This window comes from Streptococcus sp. Marseille-P7375 (assembly GCF_902460365.1).
Classification (GTDB): domain Bacteria; phylum Bacillota; class Bacilli; order Lactobacillales; family Streptococcaceae; genus Streptococcus; species Streptococcus cristatus_I.
The window spans coordinates 192,042-214,815 of sequence record NZ_CABPTR010000002.1; the positions used below are offsets into that span (position 1 = coordinate 192,042).

Below are 22,774 nucleotides of genomic sequence, written 5' to 3' on the forward strand. Positions count from 1 at the left end.
ATAATTAAATAATTTGATAGTCAAATTATATTTATTCTAGCATAAAAGATGTAAGAAAGAAAACAAAAACTGGAAAATTTGATTTTATATTCGTTTTTTGCTTATTTTTGCAATAAATTTATATAAAGCGGTGCTTCTGATAGATTTGCAAAATTTTCAGAATTTTGTTATAATTTTTCCTAAATCATCTTTAGGAGTTTCTATGAAAGTTGTAAAATTTGGCGGAAGTTCACTCGCTTCTGCTTCACAATTAGAAAAAGTCTTACATATTGTAAAGTCTGATGCTGAGCGTCGCTTCGTTGTCGTTTCTGCACCAGGAAAAAGAGATGACCAAGATACAAAAGTCACCGATGCCCTGATTAAGTATTATCGCCAGTACATTGCAGGAAATGATGTCTCAAAGGAGCAAAATTGGATTATTAAACGCTACTCCGATATGGTCTCTGAGCTAGGTCTAAAATCTGCAATTATTGAAAAAATTTCTAAGAGCATCATCTCCCTAGCTACTCTGCCAATTGAAAATAATGAATTTCTTTACGATACTTTCCTAGCAGCTGGTGAAAACAACAATGCTAAGCTCATCGCAGCTTACTTTAACCACAATGGCATCCCGGCTCGCTACGTCCATCCTAGAGAAGCTGGACTAGTGGTTTCAAGCGAACCAGGAAATGCTCGGATCCTTCCTTCAAGCTATGATAAATTGGAAGAACTAATTCATTCCGATGAAGTCCTTGTCATCCCTGGCTTCTTTGGTGTCACTCAAGATGGACAGATCTGTACTTTTTCTCGTGGTGGCTCAGATATTACAGGATCGATTATTGCAGCTGGTGTCAAAGCTGATGTCTATGAGAACTTCACTGATGTGGACGGCATCTTCGCTGCTCACCCTGGGATTATTCATAAGCCACGCTCCATCGCTGAGCTTACTTACCGTGAAATGCGGGAATTAGCCTATGCAGGTTTTACTGTCCTTCACGATGAAGCCCTGCTTCCAGCCTATCGCGGAAAAATTCCACTCGTCATCAAAAATACCAACAATCCAGAGCACCCCGGTACGCGCATCGTCCATAAACATAGCGAAGATCATCCTCCTGTTGTAGGAATCGCTGGTGATTCTGGCTTCGTAAGTATTAACATGTCCAAGTACCTCATGAACCGAGAAGTTGGATTCGGTCGCAAGGCGCTGCAGATTTTGGAAGATTTAAATATCGGTTGGGAGCATATGCCAACAGGGATTGATGATCTTTCGATCATCCTTCGTGAACGCGAATTGACTCCAATCAAAGAAGAAGAGATTCTACGCCAGCTTGTACAAAAGGCAGAAGTTGACTACGCTGAGATTGAGCATGACCTCTCTATCATCATGATTGTCGGCGAAAAAATGAAAAGTCATATCGGGGTGACTGCTACTGCGACTAGAGCTCTTTCTGACAATAAAATCAATATCCAAATGATGTCACAAGGTTCCAGTGAAGTTTCTATCATGTTTGTTGTCAATAAGAACCAAGAAAAAGAGGCCATCCGTGCTCTGTACAAAGCATTCTTTGGCAGCTCAGAAAGCGATGAATAAACCAAATTAGTAAACAACAAAGACCTAGCTCTATGTAGAGCTAGGTCTTTCCTTATTCTTTCTTACTTATAATAAACCTTTTTTCTTTTCCAAGATTAAGTCCTTGACAGATATCAACAGGACAGCCAGCAAAATCATGCCCATACCTACAAAATCAAGCAGATAAAAGCGTTCATTCATAATGACAAAGGCAAAGAAGACCGCTGAAATTGGCTCAATCGAAGCTAAAAGACTAGATTTAACAGGACCGACCAAGCTTGTTCCCTTTAAAAAGACGGTATATGCAAAGATTGTCCCGATGACAATGATGCCGACCAAGGCCAGAAGGATATCCGAACGGACTTGCCACTGATGCTGGAAAATACCGCTGAAAGGAAGGAGCAAGATACCTGCAATGGTCATGCCAATCCCGATAACCAGCATGCTTCCCCACCTTTTGATGAGCCCAATCGGCAAAAGAATATAAAGTGCGTATGTAAAGGCTGAGAAAACACCTAAAAATAAGCCTTTTGGCGTCATCGAGAGCTGATTGATCTGACCGTGGGTCGCAATCAGAAAGGTTCCTCCGATAGCCAAAATCATAGAGCAAACCTGAGCCACAGTCGGTGTTACTCTGTCTTTGATACAAGTGTATGCCAAAACTCCCACTGGACAGAGATATTGTAAGACCGTTGCTGTTCCTGCATTCGTCTCATGAATGGCCGCTAAATAAGCATATTGATTGATAAATAAGCCTAGAACTGCAAAAATTAAAATGTGTAGAAGAGAGCTCTTGTCCTTCCAAATCTCTTTAAAAGAATCTTTATTTGTCGCATAAGCCAACATCATCAAGACCAAACCCGCTAGCAACAAGCGCACATTGGTCAAGCTCAGTGCCGAAAAACCATGCTCCATCAGATATTGACCACTTGTTCCCGACAACCCCCAAGCAATCCCCGCAGCCAAGGTATAAAGGGTTCCCCTTAAAACTTTTGACATCCCAAACCTCTTTCTGTTAGCTTTGATCATTATAACATAAACCATAAAGAAAAATCAGTCTGTTTTGACTGATTTTTTATGATTTAGCAGAGCCCAAAAATGGCTAATCCTCTATCTCAAGAAGTAAATAAGGCAAACCTAATATAAAGCCAATAATTCCTAGCATAGCTCGCATTCCAGAAGCTGTAACAAGTACTTTCTGGCCATCTTTAACTTGAATCTTATGCGATTTCATAAAACTTTGTCCAACTTGTAGTTCAACACTGTTTCCCTCAAAAGTCAACGTTTTACTTTCATCATTCGCAAGTTTATCCACAAGTGCACCATTTAGATATACTGCAACATTTTGAACTACTCCGACCATCCCAGTAGCACGTGTAATGGTAAATTTTGACATCAAGAACTCCCTTATTTCAATCCAGCCTATCAACAAAAACTTTTCAGTTTATTCTTCAATCCTAGCTGAGTAAAAAGGCAGAAGAAACATTAAAACAATATAAAGAATTAAGAGAATTGCACGCACTAGACCACCAAAGAACAGGCCGAGCAACAAAACTCCTAGACAGATAGAAAAATTAGTAAAATTTGTTTCAATCAGCAAGGTTTGCCCTGCTTTAACTGTCACTGGCTTGGTTCTCATAGGAGCTGCTCCTACACGAACAACAGCTTCTTCTCCCTCAATAGGAAAGGACGCTTCGTCGCCATTCTGGATTGTACCAACCTTTTGACCATTGATTAAAATTGGAAAATTCCCAATGATCCCTACAAAGCCTGTTCCGCGTTTTACTTTAATTTCTGACATAAGAACTCCTTTATTTTTTATCTATTTTACCATAAGTTCCTTTCAAATAAAAGGCGAAAACCAGCCTCACGACTGGTTTTCTACTTATTTCTATAATTTCTCCAACTCTTCATTGAGCAGTTTTTGTGCTACTTGTGGGTTGGCTTGGCCCTTAGTGGCCTTCATGAGCTGACCAATCAAGGACTTGGCCGCATTCTTGTTGCCGCCCTTATAGTCATTGATGGCTTTTTCATTATCCGCAAAGACTTGTTGAATGATTGGCAATAGCTGGGCAGGATCTGAGATTTGGATCAGGCCTGCTTTCTGTACATATTCCTTAGCAGAACCGCCATTTTTAGCCAGATGGACAAAGACCTTCTTAGCGATCTTAGAGGAAATCGTTCCGTCTGCAATCAAGGCAATCATTTCAGTCAGGTTCTCAGGCGTTAGCTCAATCTCAGAGATGGTCTTTCCTTCAGCATTGAGATATTGGGCCACATCTCCTTGGAGCCAGTTAGAGACAGCCTTGGCGTCAGCGCCTGCCGCAACAGCTGCTTCAAAGAAGTCTGACACAGCCTTGGTCGCGGTCAGCTGCTTGGCATCGTAGTCAGACAGACCGTAGTCGCCCACATACTTAGCCCGGCGCTCTTTTGGAAAGGCAGGCAGACTACTGCGTACTTGCTCAATCCAAGCATCCTCAATCTCAAAGATTGGCAGATCAGGCTCTGGGAAGTAACGGTAGTCCGCTGAACCTTCCTTAACCCGCATGAGCAGAGTTTCGCCAGTTGCTTCGTCATAACGACGGGTTTCCTGACGGATTTGACCACCACTGCGCAGGATTTCAGCCTGGCGTTTTTCCTCAAATGCCAGACCCTTACGGACAAAGTTGAAGGAGTTAAGGTTTTTCAGCTCAGTCTTAGTACCAAACTCTTCCTGTCCGTAAGGACGGATAGAAATATTGGCGTCCACCCGCATGGAGCCCTCTTCCATCTTGACATCCGAAATACCCGTGTACTGGATGATTTCCTTGAGGGCAGTCAGATAGGCATAAGCTTCTTCTGGACTGCGCATATCTGCTTCCGATACAATCTCAATCAGCGGCACCCCTTGACGGTTGAGGTCCACATAAGAGTAACCATCGCTGCCATGGGTATTCTTTCCGGCATCTTCTTCCAAGTGGGCCCGCTCGATACGGATTTTCTTGGTCGTGCCATCTTCTAGCTCAATCTCAATCCAGCCATTGTAGCCAATCGGCTCATCAAACTGAGAAATTTGATAGGCTTTGGGATTGTCCGGATAGAAGTAATTCTTGCGGTCAAAGTGCATCTTCTGGTGAATATCCATGTTCAAAGCCAGAGCAGCCTTGATACCATAGTCGATAACACCCTTGTTCATAACAGGCAGAACACCCGGGAAGGACCAGTCAATGATATTAGTGTTGGCATTTGGATCTTCACCGAAGTGAGCTGGAGCCGGTGAGAAAATTTTTGAATTGGTCTTCAATTCAACATGGACTTCCAGTCCGATAACTGTTTCAAAGTTCATTATTTTTCACCTCCAAAGATAACTGGCTGCTGTTTGTGGTAGTCAGTCGTCGCTTCAAATGCTGCGGCTGCCTGATAGATGGTCGCTTCATCAAAGTGGTTCCCAATCAGCTGCAAGCCGACAGGAAGACCATCTACAAAGCCAGCCGGGATTGAAATCCCCGGTAGGCCAGCCAGATTGACTGGAATGGTCAAAAGGTCCGCCAGATACATAGCCACAGGATCTTGGTTTTGACTGCCTAAGTCATAAGCTACAGTTGGTGCAGTTGGGCCTAAGATCAAGTCATATTTCTCAAAAACCTTGGCAAAATCTTGCATAATCAAGGTCCGAACCTGACCAGCTTTCTTGAAGTAGGCATCGTAGTAACCAGATGACAGACTGAAAGTTCCCAGCATGATGCGGCGTTTCACCTCTTCACCAAAGCCTTCGCTGCGAGATTTGACATAGACATCTTCTAGATTTTCAATCCCTTCTGCTCGGTAGCCATAGCGAATACCGTCAAAACGCTGCAGGTTAGAGCTGGCTTCAGAGGAAGCAATGATATAGTAAACAGCCACGCCGTACTTGCTGTGGGGCAGACTGACCTCTTCAACGATAGCTCCTAGACTTTCCAAGTGCTTGGCTGCTGCCAGAATCGTTTCCTTGACCTTGCTGTCAATTCCCTCACCCATGTATTCCTTAGGCAAGGCAATCTTCATGCCCTTGATGTCTTGGCCAATCTTGCTAGTAAAGTCTGGCACTGCTTCTTGTGATGATGTAGAATCTTTAGGATCATTACCAGAAATAACATTCAGAAGCTGGGCATTTTCCTTAACCGTCTGAGAGAAAGGCCCAATCTGATCTAAAGAAGAACCAAAAGCAATGAGACCAAAACGAGAAACCCGTCCGTAAGTTGGTTTGAGGCCGACTACACCGTTAAAGGAAGCAGGCTGGCGAATAGAACCACCCGTATCTGAACCTAGTGATAGACGAACCTGACCAGAAGCAACAGCTGTCGCTGAACCACCAGATGATCCACCAGGAACCTTGCTGCTGTCCCAAGCATTCTTAGTCGTCTTAAAGTAAGAATTTTCGCTGGATCCACCCATGGCAAATTCGTCCATGTTGGTCTTCCCAACGATAATCATGTCCTTACCGTAAAGCTTCTCTACGCTGGTCGCATCGAAAATCGGCTTGTAGTTGTAGAGCATTTTAGATGCAGCAGTCGTCAAAATTCCCTTGGTTGAGATATTGTCCTTGACCGCCAGCGGAATCCCGCTCATAAGATTATCAGCATCAATGCCCTTGGCATCCAGAGCCGCAGCCTGAGCCAAAGCCTCCTCTTCGCTGATAGTAATGAAACTGTCCACAGCTCCTTCACGTTCTTTGATGTCTGCCAAAGTCGCCTGAGTTAACTCTACTGCAGAAATTTCTTTCTTGACCAGCAGATCATGCAGCTCTTCAATGGTCTTGTGATTAAAAGTCATTAGGCATCTCCTCCGTCATCTAGGATGGCAGGCACTTTGATGTAGCCCCGCTCTTTTTCAGGTACATTTTGGAAAAGCTCTTCCCGGTTCCAGCCTGGCTGAGCCACATCTTCTCGCATATAGTTGATGTTAGCTGCCACATTGGAAGTGAAAGGCACACCCTCTGTGTCCACTTCATTGAGCAATTCGACCATGTCGACAATTTTAGACAAGGTTGTCGCAAACTCAGCTGTCTCTTCTGGTGAAAAAGCCAGTTTTGACAGTTTTGCAACGTGACTTACTTCTTCTTGAGTAATCTTCATCTCTGATTCCTTTCATAAGATAGACGAGCCTGAATGCCAACCGAAAACGATAAATCTAAGAAAGATCTTTATTTTCGAGGTTTTAGCTCGTATTATTTTGCTAAGATAGGGGGCGCCAAGCTCTCGTAGCTGCGACCTCTTTCTTTGGCTTCTTCCTGATTTCTTCAGGAATTCGCATCATTTCATTTTACCATATTTCAGGCTAATTCTTCAATTCCAAATGCAGTTCTTTGAGCTGTCTTTGGTCCACCAAACTTGGACTTTCCAGCATAGGGTCAAAACCAGTACCATTTTTCGGAAAGGCAATGACTTGGCGGATATTTTCTTCCCCAGCCAAAATCATAACCAAGCGATCTAAGCCTAGAGCCAAGCCGCCATGTGGTGGGAAGCCATACTCCAAGGCTTCTAAGAAGAAACCGAAGTCCCGCTCATAGTCTTCTCGGCACATGCCCAGCAGCTCAAACATCGCTTCCTGAGCCTTCCGATCATGAATCCGTAGACTTCCTCCGCCAATCTCATAACCGTTCAAGACGATGTCGTAAGCGTGACTGCGGAATTGATCTGACTCCTGACCTTCTTCAAAAATGCCCTGTGTGAAAGGATGGTGCATGGCTTGATAGCGGTTTTGGTCTTCATTCCACTCCAACAGCGGCCAATCCACAACCCAGAGAAAATGAAGCAGACTCGGATCAATCAGATCCAAAGCTTTTGCGACTTCTAGACGCAGATGTCCCAAAGCTTCCTGAGCCCGACGCTTCTTAGCCATGACTAGCAGAATCAAATCTCCATCCTTGGCCTCAAAACGTGCTAGTAAATCCTGACTCTCAGCCTCAAAGGTGCTAGCCAAATCACCAACCAATTGGCCATTTTCAACCTTTAGACTGGCGAAACGACTGCATCCAAATTCCTTCATTTCCTGATAGTAGTGACTCAGCTGTTTCTTGCTAAAAGCACTAGCCGCATCTGGCACACAGATTCCCATCACTTCCTCTTGGTTGTCCAAAGCTTTCTTGATGAGAAGCGAATCATTGGACTGGCACAAATCCGTCAAACTCTTCAACTCTAAACTAAAACGTGTATCTGGCTTATCAGAACCGAAGCGGCTCATAGCCTCATCATAGCTGATAGTCGGAAAATCTTCTGTTAACTCTAAACCATGAGTTTTCTTGACAACAGCCTTGAGCATAGCTTCAACCAGAGCTCGGATTTCTTCCTCGCTGGCAAAACTCAGCTCTAAGTCCACCTGGGTAAACTCTGGCTGACGGTCGCCCCGCAAATCTTCATCACGGAAGCAACGAACAATCTGATAATAACGCTCGAGACCAGCTCCCATCAGCAACTGCTTGAGCATCTGCGGGCTCTGTGGCAAGGCGTAGAACTGATTTTTAAAGATCCGACTAGGAACCAAGAAATCTCTAGCACCTTCAGGAGTTGACTTGGTCAGATACGGCGTCTCCACTTCCAAAAAGTCCAAACCGTTCAAATATTCTCGAATAGTTGATGTGACCTGATGGCGCAGTTTGAGGTTATGTGTCATCTTCTCACGGCGCAAGTCCAGGTAGCGGTATTTCTGACGCAGATCTTCCCCTGTATGGGCATGCTGGTCCAACTCAAAAGGCAGAGACTTACTGCTAGCAATGACCTCAATCTTCTCTGCCCTTAGCTCAACCTGACCAGACTTGATGGACTTATTGACAAAGCGCTCTTCTCGCTGAACGACTTGCCCTGTCACTGCAATGACATCCTCTTTGCCAATGTCTTCCAGCTTAGCAAAATCTTCTATCTCACCACCAACGAAGACCTGAAGCAAGCCCTCACGGTCCCGTAATTCAATAAAGGCTAGCTTGCCGTGATTGCGGATATTGGCCACCCAGCCAGTTGCGGTCATGGTCTGTCCGACCTGCTCTAAACCGTAGTTTCCGATAAAAATTTCTTTCATATTCTTTCCCTCTCAAATCCATTTGCAAGCCGCCCTGTCCTTAGGCATATTAGCAACTTTCTTACAGCATATCCACTTTCCCTTTTGCAAAACAAAAAGCTTCCGTCTATGAAACAGACGAAAGCCGTGGTACCACTGTTATTCGCCACCTTAAAAGGCAGCCTCTGAGCTCGTAACGTGAGCGGCGTTTGTGCTTAATCACACAAAAGATTACGAAACATGTTCTTCGGTTTTTGCTTTCTTGGTACTGCTCTCAGCTATCAGTACTCTCTGTGCAAGTTAGCAAGCCTACTCTGCTTCTCTTTTACTCTTAAATTGTATCTATTATAGTCGAACCTAGAACATTTTGCAAGTGATTTAAGGCAAATTTGTGATTTTCCTCTGATAGAGAAGCCACTGCCGGCTCTACCACCTGAATCTGGTAACCAAGATTATAGGCATCGATCGCCGTATGCAGGACGCAAATATCTGTCAAGACTCCAGTCAAAATGACCGTATCTACCTTTCTTTCCCGCAGGCGTATATCTAAATCCGTGCCAGAAAAAGCAGAATAATGACGTTTATCCATCCAAAAGACCCTAGAGTCCGCTTGATGCTTGTCATAAAAATCCTCCAAGGGTCCATAAAGATTGCGACCGCTCGTTCCCTTGATATTGTGGGGCGGAAAAAGCTTGCTTTCTGGGTGAAAGGCATCATTTTCATCATGAGCATCAATAGTAAAGAAGATATAGTCGCCTCGATCAAAAGCTGCCTCGGTCACTTGAGCAATGGCTTCAGAAATTGCCTGAGCCGGCGCTCCTGCGGTTAACTTGCCCTCATCTGCAACAAAATCAACTGTATAATCAATGGAAATCAGTGCTTTAGCCATTAATAGTCCCTCTTTTTAATTTCCTCAAAAACATCTGGAATCAGCACTTTCAGATAAGTTCCCTTCATCCCCAGCGAGCGGCTTTCAATAATCCCCGCACTTTCCAGCTTGCGCAAGGCATTGACAATCACTGAACGGGTAATCCCGATGCGGTCAGCAATGACAGAAGCCGTCAGTTGCCCTTCATTGCCATTGAGCTCGCCCAGAATAGCTGAAACGGCTCTTAGCTCTGAGTAAGACAGAGTATTGACCGCCATGGTCACAGCTGTCCGGCGACGGATGTTCTTCTCGTCCTCTTCCCGCTGGAAGTTAAGCAGCTGGATACCGACCACTGTGCTGGCAATCTCAACTAGAATCAAGTCATCATCCAAAAATTCTTTATCATTGCGCCAGATAATCAGCGAGCCCAGGCGAATTCCGGAAACATGAATCGGTGCGATAGTAGTCAAACCATCTGGGAATTCATCCTTGGTTTCCACTGGGAAAATCGTCAAATCGTGAGTTACAGGCAGATTAGCCTCCGTCTCATACACCATGTTTGCTTCTTGGACATATTCTTTGGGGAATGTCTTGTCTTGGAAAAAGGCTTCTACACGATCATTATTTGTCTTGTAGCGCATGAAATAGCCCAAGAGACGGCCCTTGCTGTTGATGATGCAGGCATTGCAATGAATAATATCAGCAAGCTGGCGAGTGATCGCATTGTAAGGAAGTTCCTCCTGAAGTTGCTCTTCTGAACGTTTCAAGATAGAAGTAATCTTCCTTGTTTTTTCTAATAGTTTTGCCATACATTTACCTCGTATTTAGTCTCCTTGATTGTATCATAATCGACCGAAATTTTCAATAATTATCTGAAAATTGTGTATTGAAAAAAAATTCGCTACAATTCTGAAAGATTCAGAATTTAATGATTGCGAAAAAAATCACTTCATCAAAAAAACCATTTAAAACAATTCTAAGACGAATTTGTTTTAAACGGTTTATGACTTATAATTATGCTTATCTGCGGTATTGGCGCAGGAAGCGCGTCATTTTTTCTTGGATCTGAGCTAGCTCATCTACCCGAGGCAGATAAACGATTCGGAAATGATCTGGATCCTTCCAGTTAAAGCCTCGTCCATGGACAAGAAGGACTTTTTCCTGCTTGAGGAAATCCAAGACAAACTGCTCATCATCATCGATACGGTACATTTCTCGATCAATTTTCGGGAAGATGTAAAGACCCGCCTTAGGTTTGACTGCAGACAAACCTGGAATATCTTGAATGGCATTGTAGATGAAGTTTCTCTGTTCATAGATACGGCCACCTGGCAAAAGCAATTCATCCACCGACTGGTGACCTCCAAGCGATGTTTGGACGACCTGCTGGGCCAAGACATTGGAGCACAAGCGCATATTGGAAAGCATATTGAGGCCTTCAATATAGCCTTTAACGTGCCACTTAGGACCAGATAGCACCATCCAGCCAACTCGGAAGCCAGCGATACGGTGGGATTTTGACAGGCCATTCATGCTGACACAGAAAACATCAGGTGCCAAGCTTGCCACAGGCGTATGCACATGTCCATCCATCACCATGCGGTCATAAATTTCATCCGCAAAGATGATAAGATTGTTCTGGCGAGCAATTTCCACGATCTCTAGCAAAAGTTCCTTAGGATAAAGTGCTCCCGTTGGATTGTTAGGATTGATGATAATGATAGCCTTAGTATTAGAAGTGATTTTTGACTTGATGTCGTCAATATCTGGATACCATTCTGCCTGCTCATCACAGACATAATGAACCGCATTCCCACCAGCCAGACTAACTGCAGCCGTCCAGAGCGGATAGTCCGGCATTGGCACTAAGACCTCGTCTCCATCATCCAAGAGTCCCTGCATAGACATAACAATCAGCTCGCTAACTCCATTTCCAAGGTAAATATCATCAATATCAACATTAGGGAAATTTCTGAGCTGGCAATACTGCATAATGGCCTTACGGGCTGAGAAAATCCCCTTAGAATCAGAGTAGCCCTCACTATCACGCGCATTCATAATCAAATCATGAATGACCTCGTCTGGAGCGGTAAAGCCAAATTCAGCTGGATTTCCTGTGTTCAGGCGGAGAATCTTTTCTCCGTTGGCCCGCATCCGCATCGCTTCATCCAAAACTGGTCCACGAATATCATAGGCTACATGCTCCAGTTTGCTGGACTTATTAAATTCTTTCATCCTATTTTCCTCAATTCATCTGAATGATTTTATTATACCACCAGAAAAAAAGATTGACAATCAGGAAGAATTTGGGAAAGCTTGTTTGAATTTAAATATATCTTATAACTTAGGAAAATACACTTATCCATCAAAATAATTTCACTTGATTTCTGAATTTCATTTGCAGCTTTACTTTTTTTCTGAAAAGGTTTACAATATAAGTGAAGATATAAGAAACTCGAATCTTGGATTCGACAAAAGATGGAGGTAGCTTTATGACTCAACAAAAATATGAAAATATCATGGTCGCTGTTGACGGCTCTCGCGAAGCAGAACTCGCTTTTGAAAAAGGTGTTAATGTGGCGCTGAGAAATGCTTCTCGCTTGACAATTGCTCATGTGATTGATACCCGGGCTCTCCAAAGCGTCTCAACCTTTGACGCTGAGGTCTACGAAGATCTCCAAGAAGAAGCACAAAAGTTGATGACAGAATACAAGGAAAAGGCACAAAAAGCCGGAGTCAAATACGTTGATATCGTCATTGAACTGGGCAATCCCAAAACTCTCCTGTCAACTGACATTCCTGACGAACACAAGGTTGATTTGATTATGGTCGGAGCTACTGGTCTCAATGCCTTTGAACGCCTCCTAGTCGGATCATCATCCGAATATATCCTCCGCCACGCGAAAGTGGACTTACTGGTCGTTCGTGACAAAGAAAAAACATTCTAAAACCATCAGGTAAGCAGTTCTAATGCCCTGCTTCACCCATAAATGCAAGTTAAAATCCCTCATTAGGTTAGCCTAGTGAGGGATTTGTGTTTTAGCAGGATAAAAATCTTATTTTAGCTTACCTTTCAAATACTGACCGGTATAGCTGGCTGGATTGGCTGCGACTTCTTCTGGTGTTCCTGTCGCAATAATCGTACCACCACCGACACCGCCTTCCGGTCCTAGGTCGATGATATGATCAGCTGTCTTGATAACGTCCAGATTGTGCTCAATAACGAGGACCGTATTGCCATCGTCCACGAAGCGGGCTAGAACCTTTAGCAAACGCGCAATATCCTCTGTATGAAGCCCTGTCGTCGGCTCATCCAAAATATAGAAGGATTTGCCAGTTGAGCGCTTATGGAGCTCGCTAGCCAGCTTCATCCGCTGGGCTTCACCACCTGACAAGGTCGTAGCTGGCTGCCCTAGAGTCACATAGCCTAGTCCCACATCCTTGATCGTCTGGAGTTTGCGGGCAATTTTCGGAATATGCTGGAAGAATTCCACCGCATCATTGACCGTCATATCCAGAACCTGAGCGATATTCTTCTCCTTGTAGTGGACTTCTAGAGTCTCGCTATTATAGCGGGTGCCGTGGCAGACCTCACAGGCCACATAGACGTCAGGCAGGAAGTGCATCTCAATCTTGATAATCCCATCACCCGAGCAGGCCTCACAGCGACCGCCCTTGACGTTAAAGCTGAAACGGCCTTTCTTGTAGCCGCGAATCTTGGCTTCATTAGTCTTGGCAAACAGATCGCGAATATCGTCAAAAACTCCAGTATAGGTAGCCGGATTAGAGCGTGGTGTCCGGCCAATCGGACTTTGGTCGATATCAATCAGTCTGTCCACATGCTCAATACCGCTGATTTTCTTAAACTTACCTGGCTTAGCAGAGTTGCGGTTGAGTTTTTGGGCAATGGCTTTTTTGAGAATAGAATTGACCAGCGTTGACTTGCCAGATCCAGAAACTCCCGTCACAGCGATAAATTTGCCCAAGGGGAATTTAGCTGAGATATTCTGCAAGTTATTCTCCTGAGCCCCTGTCACTTCAATAAAGCGGCCATTGCCTACACGGCGGTCCAATGGTACCGGAATCTCACGCTTACCTGACAGGTATTGACCTGTGATGGATTTCTTGTTCTTAGCCACTTGTGCAGGAGTGCCGGCTGCGACAATTTCACCGCCGAAAACACCGGCTCCTGGTCCCACGTCAATCAGCCAGTCCGCCTCCCGCATGGTGTCCTCATCGTGCTCAACCACGATGAGGGTATTACCCAAGTCACGCATCTTCTTGAGGCTGGCAATCAGACGGTCATTGTCACGCTGGTGCAAGCCAATAGAGGGCTCGTCCAGGATATAAAGGACGCCACTTAGATTGGAACCAATCTGGGTCGCCAAGCGAATCCGCTGGCTCTCCCCTCCTGATAAAGTCCCAGCCGAACGAGACAAGGTCAGGTAATTAAGACCAACGTTATTGAGGAAGGTCAGGCGGTCATGAATTTCTTTGAGAATAGGGCGCGCAATCGTAGCTTCATTGTCAGTCAAGCTAAGCTTGTCCAACTGAAGCAAATGGTCTGCAATGGACAAGTCTGAAATCTCACCGATGTGCAAGCCATCTTCGCCACCAACCTTGACAGACAGAGCCTGAGGGCTGAGTCGATAACCATGGCAAGCCGCACAAGTCAGCTCATTCATATATGTCCGCATCTGCGTCCGAGTAAAATCACTATTGGTCTCATGGTAGCGACGATTGATATTGGTAATAACCCCCTCAAAAGGAATGTCAATATCGCGCACACCACCAAATTCATTTTCATAATGGAAATGGAACTCTCGTCCATCTGAGCCAAAGAAAATCAGCTGCTTTTCTTCCTCAGTCAGCTCCTCAAAAGGCTTGTCCATATCAATGCCAAAGGCTGCCATGGCCTGCTCCAGCATCTGCGGATAGTAGTTGGAGGAGATGGGATTCCAAGGCGCTAGCGCTCCTTCGCGCAAAGTCTTACCAGAATCTGGCACGACTACATCGAGATCCACCTCCAGCTTAACCCCCAGACCATCACAGTCTGGACAAGAACCAAAAGGCGCATTGAAAGAAAAGAGGCGTGGCTCTAGCTCTGGCACTGTAAAGCCACAAACTGGACAGGCATAGTGCTCAGAAAAGAGTAGTTCTTGACCGTCCATGGTATCAATCACCACATAGCCCTCAGCAATCCGCAGAGCTGCTTCGACCGAGTCAAAGAGGCGACTGCGCACTCCTTCCTTAATGACAATTCTGTCCACCACGACTTCAATATCATGCTGCTTGCTCTTAGAAAGCTCTGGCACTTCTGTTACATCGTAGACATCGCCATCCACGCGCACCCGGACATAACCATCTTTCTGAATCTTGTCAAAAACGGTCTTATGCTGTCCCTTTTTCTTGCGAATGACTGGCGCTAAAACCTGCAGCCGCTGACGCTCTGGCAATTCTAAGACCTTGTCGACAATCTGTTCAACAGACGAAGCCTTAATAGCTCCATGTCCATTGACACAGTAGGGCGTTCCAACACGGGCATAGAGCAGCCGTAGGTAGTCATTGATTTCGGTAGCTGTTCCCACAGTTGAGCGGGGATTTTTGCTGGTCGTCTTCTGGTCGATGGAAATAGCCGGGCTAAGACCATCTATCGAGTCCACATCTGGCTTTTCCATGTTGCCCAAAAACTGCCGAGCATAGGCCGACAGACTCTCCACATAGCGGCGCTGCCCTTCTGCATAGAGGGTATCAAAAGCCAGACTAGACTTACCTGAACCAGACAGACCAGTCACCACGACCAGCTTGTCTCGGGGTATTTCTACATCAATATTTTTTAAATTATGAGCTCGCGCTCCATGAATCACAATTTTATCTTGCATCTCTTCCACACTTTACCTTTAAACTTCTTCTATTATAGCAAATTTTTCTGCAAACTTTTTCCCAAAAGACTAGAATTTGTAGTATAATAAGACGGTGCTTATAAACGATTCTAGGAGGAGATATGAAGCAAGTATTTTTATCAACAACAACCGAGTTCAAGGAGATTGATACACTTGAATCGGGAACTTGGATAAATATGGTAAATCCTTCCCAAAATGAATCTTTAGAAATCGCAAACGCCTTTGGCATTGACATAGCTGACCTACGAGCACCACTCGATGCCGAGGAAATGTCTCGTGTCACTATCGAGGATGAGTACACACTGATCATCGTAGACGTACCTATCACTGAGGAGCGGAATAACCAGACTTACTATGTTACTATCCCGCTTGGTATTATCATCACAGAAGAAGCTATCATCACGACCTGTTTGGAAAAGCTGCCCCTGCTGGATATCTTTATCCACCGTCGCTTGCGTAACTTTTATACTTTCATGCGGTCACGTTTTATCTTTCAGATTCTCTACCGCAATGCCGAGCTATATCTGACAGCCCTGCGTTCCATTGACCGCAAGAGTGAGCAGATTGAGAGCCAGCTGCACCAGTCAACTCGAAATGAAGAACTGATTGAGCTCATGGAGCTGGAAAAGACCATCGTCTATTTCAAAGCCTCCCTCAAGACAAATGAGCGCGTGATTAAAAAACTAACCAGCTCTACTAGCAATATCAAGAAATACTTGGAAGATGAGGATTTGCTGGAAGATACCCTGATTGAGACCCAGCAGGCCATCGAGATGGCTGATATTTATGGAAATATCCTCCACAGCATGACAGATACTTTTGCTTCCATTATTTCCAACAACCAGAATAATGTCATGAAGACACTGGCTTTGGTAACCGTTGTTATGTCCATCCCGACCATGCTCTTCTCAGCCTATGGGATGAACTTCAAAGATAATGAACTGCCTCTAAATGGCGAGCCACATGCCTTCTGGATTATCATGTTTATCGCCTTTGCTCTGAGTGGCTCTCTGACCCTCTACCTCTTCCATAAAAAATTATTCTAACCAGCAGAAAGGACTCACATGTCACAAGTAGTATCAGACAAACTAACTAAGAAAAACAAGGAATTTCTCCACATCGCCACTCACCAACTCCTCAAAGATGGCAAATCCGATGAAGAAGTGAAGGCAATCTTAGAGGAAATCATTCCAAACATTTTAGAAAATCAAGCCAAGGGCATTCCTGCCCGTGCTCTCTACGGTGCACCAACTTACTGGGCCTCTTCTCTCACTGCTAAGGAGCGCTATGACGCCGAGCATCCAAAACAAAACGATGATCCAAAATGGATGATGCTGGATTCCGTCCTCTTCATTTTCGGTTTCTTCACCGTTCTGACTTCCATCGTCAATTTGGCATCTTCTCGACCGTCTGTTTACGGCATGACGACACTTGTCTTTGGTAGTATTGTCGGTGGTCTCGCTTTCTACGCCCTCTATCATTTCGTTTACCGTTTTTACGGACCAGATACTGAGCGTAGCCAGCGTCCACATCTACTCAAATCTATCCTTATCATGCTAGTAGCCATTGGTCTTTGGACCCTTTCAATCATTGGTTCTAGCTTACTGCCTGACTCTCTCAACCCACATTTTTCAAATATCGCCGTTGCCATCATCGGAGGGATCACCCTAGCACTCCGTTTCTACCTCAAGAAGCGCTTCAATATCAAGAGTGCGACTATGGGACCAGCGAAATATTAAACAGCATAAAAAAGAGGTTTTGCAACCTCTTTTATTTTACTCTTTTTAAAAAGTATAAGACCAAGTCATCGTTATTCTCGCACGAAGCATAGGGCGTGAGTGGCTGACTTTGAAACCAAACTCCTGACCCATCTGGCATATAACCGCGACCTACATATAGTCGTTGTGCTGGACCATAGCCTTTATGCAGCCCAACGCCCAAGCTAACCACATCTGAATAATACTGTGCTACTTGCTCTGCTTTGTCCAATAAAGCTGTCCCAATTCCTCGCCTTTGGAAACTTTCAAAAACATTAAAATCCGTTAACTCAGGATAAAGACCAGCAAAAGGCCCATGCTTTGCCAATGGAATAACTGTAATGTAACCAGCCAAAAATTCCCCAACGACCGCTACCAAAACTTGGCGCTCACCCGCCTCTTGCTCCAGAAAGTAGGTTTTTAAAATCTCTCTCCGACCAGGCCAGCCTTGCTGGATAAAAGCATTCGATAAGCCTTCAATATCCTCAAAAAGCATCTTTCTGATGGCTAGTTCTTCTGTCATGGCAAACCTCCCATATCTCGATAGTTGCTCCTATTATAGCACTGTCCCTTCCTATCATCAAGACAGCAAAAATCCCTGCAAAAAGCAGGGACTCTCATTAGTCTTCATTTACGAAAGGCATCAAAGCCATTACGCGAGCGCGTTTGATAGCTGTTGTTACTTTACGTTGGTTTTTAGCTGAAGTTCCTGTTACACGACGAGGAAGGATTTTCCCACGTTCTGAAACGAAACGGCTAAGAAGCTCAGTATCTTTGTAATCAACATATTCAATCTTGTTTGCTGCGATGTAATCAACTTTTTTACGGCGTTTGAATCCGCCACGACGTTGTTGAGCCATGTTATTCTCCTTTATATTATAGTTCTAGTTTTGTCCATTTTTAGAATGGTAAATCATCGTCTGAGATGTCCATTGGGTTTGAATTGCCGAATGGGCTTTCATCACGAGAAAAGTTTGGTACTTGGTTGAATGAGTCAGCATTCCCATAGCTTGGTGCAGAATTTCCACCGAAGCCACCTGAAGGCTGCCCTTCACGGCTTGCACGACTTTCCAGAAGCTGGAAGTTGTCTGCAACGACTTCTGTGACATAGACACGCTGGCCTTGCTGATTGTCGTAGTTACGAGTCTGAATACGACCAGTAATTCCGATTAGAGCGCCTTTTTTGGCCCAATTAGCAAGATTTTCTGCCTGCTGACGCCAGATAACAACATTGATAAAGTCCGCTTCACGCTCACCACTTTGATTTTTAAAGTTGCGATTAACAGCCAGAGTAAAGGTTGCGACCGCTTGGTTTTGCGGTGTATAGCGAAGTTCAGCATCACGGGTCATACGTCCCACAAGTACAACGTTATTAATCATAATTTACCTTCTTAAGCGTCAAGTTTGACGATCATGTGACGAAGAATGTCAGCGTTGATTTTTGAAAGACGGTCAAACTCTTTAAGAGCTGCATCGTCGTTTGCTTCAACGTTAACGATGTGGTAAAGTCCTTCACGGAAATCTTGGATTTCGTATGCAAGACGACGTTTTTCCCAGTCTTTTGATTCAACAACAGTTGCACCGTTGTCAGTCAAGATAGAGTCAAAGCGTGCTACCAAAGCGTTTTTAGCTTCTTCTTCAATGTTTGGACGAATAATATAAAGAATTTCGTATTTAGCCATTGATATGTTCCTCCTTTTGGTCTAATGACCCCAAGACGCTGCAAGGGGTAAGTGAGGTTCACTCACAAATAATAATTATACTAGATTTTCCAACAAATAGCAAGAATAATTTTCGCTTTTCCTTGAATGATTTGCTAAAGCATTTTATCAGCTAGATAAAGCATACCAGCCAGTGATTATTGCACCTGTTCGGCTCCTTCTTTTAAGCGACCGTAAAGCAGATAGGGGACGGATTTTAAGTCTTGGAGGTTGCGGCAGGACAGGGCACACATCAACAGCCGTAAATCTTCTTTCCAACCATTTACAATAGCAATGACCTCTTCGACTGAGTGTTTTTCGACCAAGTCTAACATAGTCCGAGAAAGGCCGACTGCTTTGGCACCCAGAACCAAGGCTTTAACCATGTCTAGAGGATGGCGAATGCCACCACTTGCCAGCAACTCCACCTTGTCCACCCAGTCTTGGGCTGCCAGTAAAGCCTGAGCTGTGGTCTGCCCCCAACCGTTGAGGTAGTCTCGCTGACCGCTCCGCTGATTTTCAATATAGGCAAAGCTCGTTCCACCACGACCAGAAATATCAAAGGTCGCAATCCCTAGTGTCTGAGCTTCCTCAATCGTTTTCCGATCCATGCCAAATCCTACTTCCTTGAGGACAAGGGGAACTGGAAAATCTTTTCCATAAACTTCCAAATGCTGTTTCCAAGTTCTGAAAGTCCGCTCTCCCTCAGGCATTAGCAATTCTTGCATAACATTGACATGTAGCTGGAGAAACAAAGGTTTCAAATCCGATACCGCCTGCAAGCCTGCTGCTACTGGTTTGTCAAGTCCGATATTGCTGGCCAAGAGTAGGCTAGGCTTATCCTTTGCCACAGCATAAGAATCATCATCTGGATTTTTCAGAGCAGCACTGTAGGAACCTGTCACAAAGAGGATGCCGCAGGCCTCCGCCACTTTAGCCAGTTTTTCATTGATTTCTCGCCCTTTTAGACTTCCACCTGTCATAGCATTGATATAAAAGGGAAAATCCCAGTCACGCCCAGCGAAATGAGTGGATAAATCAATCTCGTCCAAATCATAGGCTGGCAGAGAGCAATGGATTAATTCTATATCATCAAAGCTATTGTAGCCAAGGGGCTGTTCTAGGGCGTAGTTGATATGATCATCTTTACGACTTTGGCTCATGAGCACCCATCCTTTCTTGGTAGAGTAATTCCAGACCAGCTTCTTGCCAGCGTTGGATCAAGGTTTGGCTATCTTCGGTAGCAAAAGACAGGGCGAAGCCACAGTCTCCACCGCCAGCTCCACTGCTTTTAGCGACACAATCTAAGCCCTGACTCGCCTCTCTTAAGTCCTGTAATTTCTCCGTGTAAATCAGCGGACTGAGGCTATCTAATAACTGACTGGCAGTCGATAGACTACTCTTTACAGCTGTCTTATCAGCAGACTCAAGAGCTTCTTTCAGACAATCCACCTGAAGCTGGGTTTGAGTCAAGAAGTCTTCGTTTAAACTCGACTTAACCTGCTTGACAAGGTCACTCGAAATAGCCGGTTCTCTCGTCCAACCAACTAAGAAATCACAGGCCAAACTAGGCTGGATTGGCTTAATTTCATAGCCCCAATCTTGCTCTAAAATTTCTAATAGACTTGTGTCGACCAATCGCTGGCGGATTGCCATCCGATCAAAAGAACGATAATAAACCAGTTGTTCATAAGCAATGCAGGCCAGATCTCCCATGGAGCCATTATCCCCCCGCTCGAGAAGCACTACTGCAGCTAGTCTAAAGAGGAGGTCAGGGCTTAGTTCCAGTTGATAAAAGACAGCCATAGCCTTGATCGTCAAGACAACCACGCTGCCACTGGAACCCAGCCCAAACTTGCGCCCGTCTTTCTCCATTTTTCCTCTGATAGTCAGAGCAAATGGGCGCAATGGGCGTTGCAGCAAGCTGAGATAGTCATTCATCAGCTGAATAGCCTCTTGAATCAAGCCATAGTCCGCGTCTGGCGATAGACTGGCTTTGTGGCTAAAAAGATCCGAATCCAGCTCATAGCTGTCCGCCGCCTCAATCTCTGCCCGCATATAGATGGGGATATTCTTAATCAAAGCCGCATGACCAGGACTCAGGACAGCATATTCCCCGGCTAGATAGAGCTTTCCGCAGGTCTGGACTTGCATCTTAGTTTCCATCAGGCAATTCCTTGGTTTTGGAGACAATCAGACGGTACTGATTCTCAAAGAGGGGCACCAAGTCTTCCAAGTCCTCTTCAAGACAGAGAACCTTGACATTAGGACCAGCGTCCATGGTGAAATAACAAGGATGTCCCTGGCCTCGGAGCTGGCGAACAAAATCCATCGCAGTATAGCTTTCCTCTGTCAGATAAGTAAATGGAGGCGTGGCTGTCTCTGTCGTTGCATGCATCCGCAGGGCATTCTCCTCGGTCAACTGCCCAACTTTTTCAAAATCATTATCCTTTAGGTAGACTAGCATATCCTGATAGTCCTGTGCTGACTGGTCAATCCAAGCCTGAAAATTTTTGGACGTTTCGGCACAGAGCTGCATGCCAAGTCGACTAGAAATCGGCTTTTTCTCATCATGAAGCACCAACATAATCATGGCTAGCTTAAGATCGGTTTGCACAGGATAAATCGCTCCGCTATCCTTGTCCCATGCTGCCAAAGGACCAAAGAAGGAGCGGGCTGACGAACCTGAAGCAAACTTGGCCAACTGAGCCAGCTCCTCAGTACTGTAATGAGTTTCAAAATAAGCATCACAGGCCTTGACCAAAGCAGATAAGCCGCTGGAACTAGAGGATAAACCTGCTGCTGTCGGCATATTATTACTGGTATCAATCCGCACCCAGTCACTTGGCTCCGTGCGAAAGCGATCAATAATCCGACTGACCTTAGCATGCTCTTCTGGGCTTTGCAGTTGCCCATCGATATAAAATTCATCGCCAGCAGCCTCAGCCGAAAGTGGACTTAACTGGGTTTGGGTATACATATTCTCTAAAGTCAAGGAAATACTGCTAGTGGAAGGAATCATCCGCTCAGCATCTGCCTTTCCCCAATACTTGACAATAGCAATATTGGCGTAAGACTTGACACTTACAGGCTTTCTATCCATATATTGCTGGCTCCTTTCTCTCTCAAAAGACGGGCTAGGTCTTCCGCCTCTTTCTTTTCTTTTATTAGCACAATCATGCAGCCACCTAAGCCACCGCCACTCATTTTGGCTCCAAGAGCCCCATTTTCAAGCGCCAGCTCGACCAAGTCATCAGATAGCTGGCAAGAAACTCCCAACTGGGCTAGTTTGCCGTGAGCCTTGGTCATGGCCTGTCCCATGGTTAGCAAATCCTTGAGATGGATCGCCTTCTCAACAATTTTCGTCAAATTTCCCAGCTCCTGTAAGAGGGGCAGAGCCTCCTGACCCAAGCTTTCCACCTTTTTGATGGCTTCCCGCGTGTGTCCGTGAATACCCGTATCCGCAATCAACAGATAAGCGCTCAAATCTAACTCAATCTCTGAAAATCCGACATTGCGGATAAACTTGATGGCTACATCACTAAGACAGGTCTTGGCATCCAGACCGCTTGGATTCATATGGGCAATCATCTCTGCTCGATTGGCCAGAATTTCCAGTGTCTCATGATCCAAGGCTTCTTCGAAGTAGTCAAAAACCGCACGAATGGCTGCAATGCTGACAGCAGCAGACGAACCCATGCCCCGTTTTTCTGGCACCATAGAATCCACTTGACAGCGAATCTGATCACCTTGCTTCCCTAAGTGCTCCAGACAGGCAAACACAGCCATGGACAAGGTATCTTCCTCATAGAGAGTCCAAGGCTTCTCAGAAGGAAATACCTGACAAGTCACTTCGATATTATTGAGAGGCAAAGCCAAGGCTGGATAGCCATAGACCACCGAATGCTCCCCCATCAGAATAATCTTGCTATGTGCCTTGCCGACACCCTTCTCTTTTGTCATACTTTCTCTCTATTTCTTCCTTC

23 protein-coding genes are annotated in these 22,774 nt (G+C 45.0%); 4 read left to right on the forward strand and 19 right to left on the reverse strand.

Annotated features, from left to right (window positions below; translation table 11 throughout):
• Positions 1-202: 202 nt before the first annotated feature.
• Positions 203-1,570, forward strand: coding sequence for an aspartate kinase (locus FZ954_RS06395; RefSeq protein ID WP_045500602.1), 1,368 nt, complete (start codon positions 203-205; stop codon positions 1,568-1,570).
• 66 nt (positions 1,571-1,636) lie between these two features.
• Here FZ954_RS06395 and FZ954_RS06400 read toward each other — a convergent pair whose 3' ends face one another.
• The 10 genes from FZ954_RS06400 to FZ954_RS06445 all read right to left on the reverse strand — a co-directional run bounded on the left by FZ954_RS06400 (position 1,637) and on the right by FZ954_RS06445 (position 11,663).
• Entirely contained in the window at positions 1,637-2,548 is a 912-nt protein-coding gene (locus FZ954_RS06400) for a DMT family transporter (protein ID WP_148877778.1), read from the reverse strand.
• 103 nt (positions 2,549-2,651) lie between these two features.
• Positions 2,652-2,945: a hypothetical protein gene (locus tag FZ954_RS06405; RefSeq protein ID WP_148877779.1), complete on the reverse strand. Its 294-nt coding sequence runs from the start codon at positions 2,943-2,945 to the stop codon at positions 2,652-2,654.
• Positions 2,946-2,993: 48 nt separating this feature from the next.
• The gene (locus FZ954_RS06410) at positions 2,994-3,350 is read right to left on the reverse strand and encodes a hypothetical protein (RefSeq protein ID WP_148877780.1); all 357 of its coding nucleotides are present in this window, start codon (positions 3,348-3,350) and stop codon (positions 2,994-2,996) included.
• 90 nt (positions 3,351-3,440) lie between these two features.
• The gene (gatB, locus tag FZ954_RS06415; protein WP_148877781.1) at positions 3,441-4,874 is read right to left on the reverse strand and encodes an Asp-tRNA(Asn)/Glu-tRNA(Gln) amidotransferase subunit GatB; all 1,434 of its coding nucleotides are present in this window, start codon (positions 4,872-4,874) and stop codon (positions 3,441-3,443) included.
• Positions 4,874-6,340 (reverse strand): Asp-tRNA(Asn)/Glu-tRNA(Gln) amidotransferase subunit GatA, encoded by a 1,467-nt coding sequence (gatA, locus tag FZ954_RS06420; RefSeq protein WP_148877782.1) that lies wholly within the window; start codon positions 6,338-6,340, stop codon positions 4,874-4,876. The genes gatB and gatA overlap by 1 nt, the downstream gene beginning before the upstream one ends.
• A complete protein-coding gene (gene gatC / locus FZ954_RS06425) occupies positions 6,340-6,642 on the reverse strand; it encodes an Asp-tRNA(Asn)/Glu-tRNA(Gln) amidotransferase subunit GatC (RefSeq protein ID WP_005591696.1) in 303 nt (100 codons plus the stop codon). Before gatC ends, gatA begins: the two co-directional genes overlap by 1 nt.
• 202 nt (positions 6,643-6,844) lie before the next feature.
• Entirely contained in the window at positions 6,845-8,581 is a 1,737-nt protein-coding gene (gene aspS, locus FZ954_RS06430; RefSeq protein ID WP_148877783.1) for an aspartate--tRNA ligase, read from the reverse strand.
• A 310-nt stretch (positions 8,582-8,891) separates the two neighbouring features.
• The gene (locus FZ954_RS06435) at positions 8,892-9,449 is read right to left on the reverse strand and encodes a cysteine hydrolase family protein (RefSeq protein ID WP_148877784.1); all 558 of its coding nucleotides are present in this window, start codon (positions 9,447-9,449) and stop codon (positions 8,892-8,894) included.
• Positions 9,449-10,237, reverse strand: a complete 789-nt coding sequence (codY, locus tag FZ954_RS06440; protein WP_005591692.1) for a GTP-sensing pleiotropic transcriptional regulator CodY — start codon at positions 10,235-10,237, stop codon at positions 9,449-9,451. Before codY ends, FZ954_RS06435 begins: the two co-directional genes overlap by 1 nt.
• Before the next feature lie 211 nt (positions 10,238-10,448).
• Positions 10,449-11,663 (reverse strand): pyridoxal phosphate-dependent aminotransferase, encoded by a 1,215-nt coding sequence (locus FZ954_RS06445; protein ID WP_148877785.1) that lies wholly within the window; start codon positions 11,661-11,663, stop codon positions 10,449-10,451.
• Positions 11,664-11,920: 257 nt separating this feature from the next.
• On the opposite strand from FZ954_RS06445, the gene FZ954_RS06450 reads away from it, so the two are divergent.
• Positions 11,921-12,376, forward strand: a complete 456-nt coding sequence (locus FZ954_RS06450; protein ID WP_048763464.1) for a universal stress protein — start codon at positions 11,921-11,923, stop codon at positions 12,374-12,376.
• Between the two features lie 108 nt (positions 12,377-12,484).
• Here FZ954_RS06450 and uvrA read toward each other — a convergent pair whose 3' ends face one another.
• Positions 12,485-15,310: an excinuclease ABC subunit UvrA gene (gene uvrA, locus FZ954_RS06455; RefSeq protein ID WP_148877786.1), complete on the reverse strand. Its 2,826-nt coding sequence runs from the start codon at positions 15,308-15,310 to the stop codon at positions 12,485-12,487.
• Between the two features lie 122 nt (positions 15,311-15,432).
• On the opposite strand from uvrA, the gene FZ954_RS06460 reads away from it, so the two are divergent.
• Both FZ954_RS06460 and FZ954_RS06465 read left to right on the forward strand, forming a co-directional pair.
• Positions 15,433-16,377, forward strand: a complete 945-nt coding sequence (locus tag FZ954_RS06460) for a magnesium transporter CorA family protein (RefSeq protein WP_045500579.1) — start codon at positions 15,433-15,435, stop codon at positions 16,375-16,377.
• Positions 16,378-16,395: 18 nt separating this feature from the next.
• Entirely contained in the window at positions 16,396-17,070 is a 675-nt protein-coding gene (locus tag FZ954_RS06465; RefSeq protein ID WP_148877787.1) for a DUF1129 domain-containing protein, read from the forward strand.
• 31 nt (positions 17,071-17,101) lie between these two features.
• On the opposite strand, the gene FZ954_RS06470 is transcribed toward FZ954_RS06465, so the two are convergent.
• The 8 genes from FZ954_RS06470 to mvk form a co-directional block, all read right to left on the reverse strand.
• Positions 17,102-17,611 carry a GNAT family N-acetyltransferase gene (locus tag FZ954_RS06470; protein ID WP_148877788.1) on the reverse strand — a complete coding sequence of 170 codons (510 nt, stop codon included), beginning with the start codon at positions 17,609-17,611 and terminating at the stop codon, positions 17,102-17,104.
• A gap of 97 nt (positions 17,612-17,708) precedes the next feature.
• Positions 17,709-17,948 carry a 30S ribosomal protein S18 gene (gene rpsR, locus FZ954_RS06475; RefSeq protein WP_000068664.1) on the reverse strand — a complete coding sequence of 80 codons (240 nt, stop codon included), beginning with the start codon at positions 17,946-17,948 and terminating at the stop codon, positions 17,709-17,711.
• 40 nt (positions 17,949-17,988) lie between these two features.
• Entirely contained in the window at positions 17,989-18,468 is a 480-nt protein-coding gene (locus tag FZ954_RS06480) for a single-stranded DNA-binding protein (protein ID WP_148877789.1), read from the reverse strand.
• A gap of 11 nt (positions 18,469-18,479) precedes the next feature.
• The gene (rpsF, locus tag FZ954_RS06485) at positions 18,480-18,770 is read right to left on the reverse strand and encodes a 30S ribosomal protein S6 (protein ID WP_002896497.1); all 291 of its coding nucleotides are present in this window, start codon (positions 18,768-18,770) and stop codon (positions 18,480-18,482) included.
• Between the two features lie 176 nt (positions 18,771-18,946).
• Positions 18,947-19,951, reverse strand: a complete 1,005-nt coding sequence (gene fni, locus FZ954_RS06490; protein WP_148877790.1) for a type 2 isopentenyl-diphosphate Delta-isomerase — start codon at positions 19,949-19,951, stop codon at positions 18,947-18,949.
• Positions 19,935-20,954 (reverse strand): phosphomevalonate kinase, encoded by a 1,020-nt coding sequence (locus FZ954_RS06495; protein ID WP_148877791.1) that lies wholly within the window; start codon positions 20,952-20,954, stop codon positions 19,935-19,937. Before FZ954_RS06495 ends, fni begins: the two co-directional genes overlap by 17 nt.
• Positions 20,944-21,891 carry a diphosphomevalonate decarboxylase gene (gene mvaD / locus FZ954_RS06500; protein ID WP_148877792.1) on the reverse strand — a complete coding sequence of 316 codons (948 nt, stop codon included), beginning with the start codon at positions 21,889-21,891 and terminating at the stop codon, positions 20,944-20,946. The genes FZ954_RS06495 and mvaD overlap by 11 nt, the downstream gene beginning before the upstream one ends.
• Entirely contained in the window at positions 21,873-22,751 is an 879-nt protein-coding gene (gene mvk, locus FZ954_RS06505; RefSeq protein ID WP_148877793.1) for a mevalonate kinase, read from the reverse strand. The genes mvaD and mvk overlap by 19 nt, the downstream gene beginning before the upstream one ends.
• Positions 22,752-22,774: the final 23 nt, after the last annotated feature.